This is a genomic window from Streptomyces sp. L-9-10 (assembly GCF_004151105.1).
GTDB lineage: Bacteria > Actinomycetota > Actinomycetes > Streptomycetales > Streptomycetaceae > Streptomyces.
Genome location: NZ_PHRF01000015.1, coordinates 1,181 through 5,254, shown reverse-complemented (window position 1 = coordinate 5,254; position 4,074 = coordinate 1,181). Strand labels below are relative to the sequence as shown.

General features: G+C 70.7%; 1 protein-coding gene. It reads right to left on the bottom strand.

The annotated features are described in order from the left end of the window. A partial coding sequence (locus tag CU044_RS03090) for a condensation domain-containing protein (RefSeq protein ID WP_193563858.1) occupies positions 1–4,074 on the bottom strand: 4,074 nt, incomplete at both ends.

The window sequence follows — 4,074 nt, the reverse complement described above, 5'->3', positions numbered from 1 at the left end:
AGCAACGGCACCCACACCTCATACGTCGCCGCGTCAAACGAATGCGGAGAGTGGAACAAAACCTTGTCATGCGCACCCGACGACCACCGGGAATCAGCGGCCAGAGCCACCACATCCCCATGCGTCACCGCCACACCCTTCGGCACACCCGTCGAACCCGACGTGAACATCACATACGCCAAAGCCCCCACCGGCACCCGCACGGGAAGCACAACCCCACCCACCGGCACCGCATCCACCGCGACGGCCGGTACCCCACCGATCTCGTCCACCGCTCGGTCGGTCAGCACGAGCACCGCGTCGCTCTGCTCGACGACCTGACGCAGTCGCTCCTCCGGGTACGCCACGTGCAGCGGGACATACGCCCCGCCCGCCTTCAGTACCGCCAGCATGGCCACCAGGACATCCGCCGAGCGCTCCAGCAGCAGCCCGACACGGCTCTCCGCACCGACGCCCCGCTCGATCAGCCTCCTCGCCAACCGGTCTGCCCGATCGTTGAGTTGGCGGTACGTCAGCGTAAGGGCGCCGCACTCCACCGCCACCGAATCCGGGGCAGCGGCCACCCGCTCGCCGAAGATCCCCACCAGGGAGGCCCCGGCCCCCAGGGACGCACTGATCCGGCCGCCACTCCACTCACCCACCACAGCGGCACGTTCGGCCTCGCCCAGCAAGTCGATGTCCCCGACGGGGGCGTGGGCGTGCGCGATCAGTCGGGTGACCGCGTGTCCGAGTTGCGCCGACAGCCGCTCCGCCGTGCTCGCGTCGAACAGCGCCGGGTCGTAGGCGAGCGTCATGTCCAGCCGGTCGCCGGTCGCCGACGCGATCAGTGTCAGCGCGTAGTTGGTCGACTCCACGGCCTCGGCCGCGCGGACGCCCAGTCCATGGCGCTCGGCCGCGGCCTCGTCCACCGGGTAGTTCTCGAAGACGACCAGGCTGTCGAAGAGCGACGCACCGGCCGGCACGTCCGAGTCGATGTCGGACAGCGCCATGTACTCGTAGCGCCGCGACTCCGACTGTCCGTCCTGGATCTGCCGCAGCCAGTCGGCGACCGGCTGGTCCGCAGCGGCGGTCACCCGGACGGGGAGTGTGTTGATGAAGAGACCGAGGATGTCCTCGGCCCCCGGCAGATCCGCCGGACGCCCCGACACCGTCGTACCGAACACCACGTCGGAAGCGGCCACACCGGACGCACCCGCGCCGATCGCTGCCGTGTCCGACGACGCGGCAGCGGACGACGCGGCACCGGACGCAGCGACACGGGACGCACCGCCGGACACCCCCGCGTACTGCGCGAGCACCAGCGCCCACGCGCCCTGGACCAGCGCGTTCGCCGTGATCCGGTGGCGGCGGGCGTAACCGCCCACCTGCTCCGCCACACCGGGCTCCAGCGCGACCCGTACCCGCTCGCTGGACTGTCCGCGCCGGGCCTGCTCGGGCACCCGGTCGTACGGCAGTGGTACCGGCTCCTCGAATCCGGCCAGCACACCGCGCCAGTAGTCGGCGGCCGCGTGGTGGTCCCGCGCGCCCAGCCAGCGCATGTACTCGCGGAACGGCCCACGGTTCGCCGGAAGTGCCGCCGCACGCGCCGCCGACGTCCCGCCGAGCGCCGTGTACTCAGCCAGGACGTCGGAGAGGAACGCGGACGTACTCCAGCCGTCGAGCAGCAGGTGGTGGAACGTCCACACCACACGCACCACATCGTCGGCGATACGGGCCAGGGTGACCCGCATCAGCGGCGCGGCGGTCAGATCGAGTCCGCGCGCCCTGTCCTCGCGGAGGAAGTCACGCAGCAGGGTCTCCTGCCCGGCCTCGTCGGTACCCGACCAGTCCAGGTTCGTCACGGGTACGGTCACCTGCCGGTGCACCACCTGCACCGGTTCCCCGACCGCTTCCCAGGCCAGCGAGACCCGCAGCGCGTCCGACCGTTCCACTGTCCGCTGCCAGGCGTTCGCGAGCCGGGCAAGGTCGTCGACCCCGTCCAGGGTGAAGGCGAACTGCTCCAGATAGGCGGGCGAGTCGGGCTCGGCCAGCGCGTGGAAGAGCATGCCCGACTGGAGGGGCGTCAGAGGGTAGACGTCCTCGATCTCTCGGCCGTCACCCGCGATGCGGTCCACCCCGCCCTGCGTGAGCCGCACGAGCGGGAAGTCCGACGGGGTGCAACCGCCCGCGTCCGGTTCGGCGCAGTGCGCGACGAAGTCCGAGAGTTCGGCGGCGAAGTCGTCCACCAGCGCCCTCACCGTCTCCTCTCGGTGCAGCCCCGCGGAGTAGTGCCACGAGAACACCAGCCGGCCGTCGAGGAGTCCCGCGGTCACATCGAGGAGGTGGGGCCGTCCTTCCCGGACGCTGTGTTCTCCACCGGGGTTGAGAGCGGCCGAGCGGTACCAGTCGTCCGCACTGCCCGCCATGTCCAGTCGGCCGAGGTAGTTGAAGCTGATCAGCGGGTCCGCGTGGTGTGCTGTCGCGTCGCTGAGGCTGCGCAGCGCGCCGTAGCCGATACCGCGGTCGGGTACGGCCCTGAGCTGCTCCTTCACCCGCTTGATCGCGGCAGCCCAGTCGTCGGCCGCGGGCAGCGTGAGCGCGACCGGGTGGATGGAGGTGAACCAGCCGACGGTACGGGTCAGATCGAGGTCGTCGAACAGCTCCTCGCGGCCATGGCCCTCCAGATTGACCGCGACCCGGTCATGGCCCGTCCAGGTACGGAGCGTGCGCGCCAGCGCGGTCAGCAGCGCGTCGTTGATCTGGGTGCGGTAGACGGCGGGGACCCGCTGGAGGAGTTGCTCTGTCGCCTCCCGTGTCAGCTCGCCGGACACCACGGCCTGGTCGGCGACGGTGTTGGCGCCGCCCGGGTGGTCGAGGGGGATGTCCGTCCGCGCTCCGTCCATGACGGAGCTCCAGTACGGGATCTGGTCGTCGAAGCCGCCCGCCGCCGTGTGCTCCGCGAGCCGCGCCGCCCACTGCTGTACGGAGGCGGTCTTGGGGCCGAGTTCCACGGGCCGGCCGGCGGCGGCGCGGGCGTACGCGGCCCTGAGGTCTTCGAGGAGGATGCGCCAGGTCACCCCGTCCACGACGAGGTGGTGGGCGATGACGATCATCCGCAGGGTCTGACCGGCCGCGCGGGTGCCGACCAGGACGCGGACCAGTGGACCGTCCTCCAGGCTGAACCCGGATTGCGCGGCGTCCTTCAGCGCCTGCCAGGCCGAATCCTCCTGGTCCGCCTGCGCGTCGGTGAGGTCGTGAACGGTGAGTACGCGGTCGAGGTCGATGCCGGGGGCGATCCGTCCCGACCACCGGCCGTGCGCGTCCTGGGCGAATGTCGTCCGCAGCGCGTCATGGTGGAGCAGGAGTGCGCGTACCGCCTCCCGGAGCGCGGGCAGGCCGGTGGACGGCGGGAGTTCGAACTCCATGGCCATGTTGAAGTGGGCGGGGTCGGCGGTGTGCGTGGCGAAGAACCAGTCGCGGACCGGGGTCGGGCCCACCTCCCCCGACACCACGCCCTGCTCCGCCACCGACCTGCCCTGCCCTGTGTCGGCCGCTGCGGCACCGGCGGCGAGAGCGGCCACGGTCTGGCGCGCGAACACATCGCGGGAGGAGAGTTCCAGCCCTGCCTGCCTGGCCCGTGAGACCACCTGAATGCTCAGGATCGAATCCCCGCCCAGGGAGAAGAAGTTGTCGTGGATTCCCACGCGGCCGACTTCGAGAACGTCGGTCCAGATGGCTGTCAGCACGCGTTCGGTCTCGTTGCGCGGGGCGGCGTACTCGTCGGCGGGCTCGTCCGACGGGGCGGGCAGGGCCGTACGGTCCACTTTCCCGCTCGCGTTCACCGGCAGCACGTCCAGCACTACGAACGCCGACGGCACCATATAGGCAGGCAGCTCAGCGGCAGCATGCTCCCGCAACACACCCGCCTCGACACCCCCACCGCCCGACTCCGACGGCACGACATACGCGACGATCCGCTTCACCCCGGGACGATCCTCACGGACCATCACCGACACCTGCCCCACCAACCCATGCCGCGACAGCACAGCCTCGATCTCACCCAACTCGATACGCAGACCACGCACCTTCACCTGA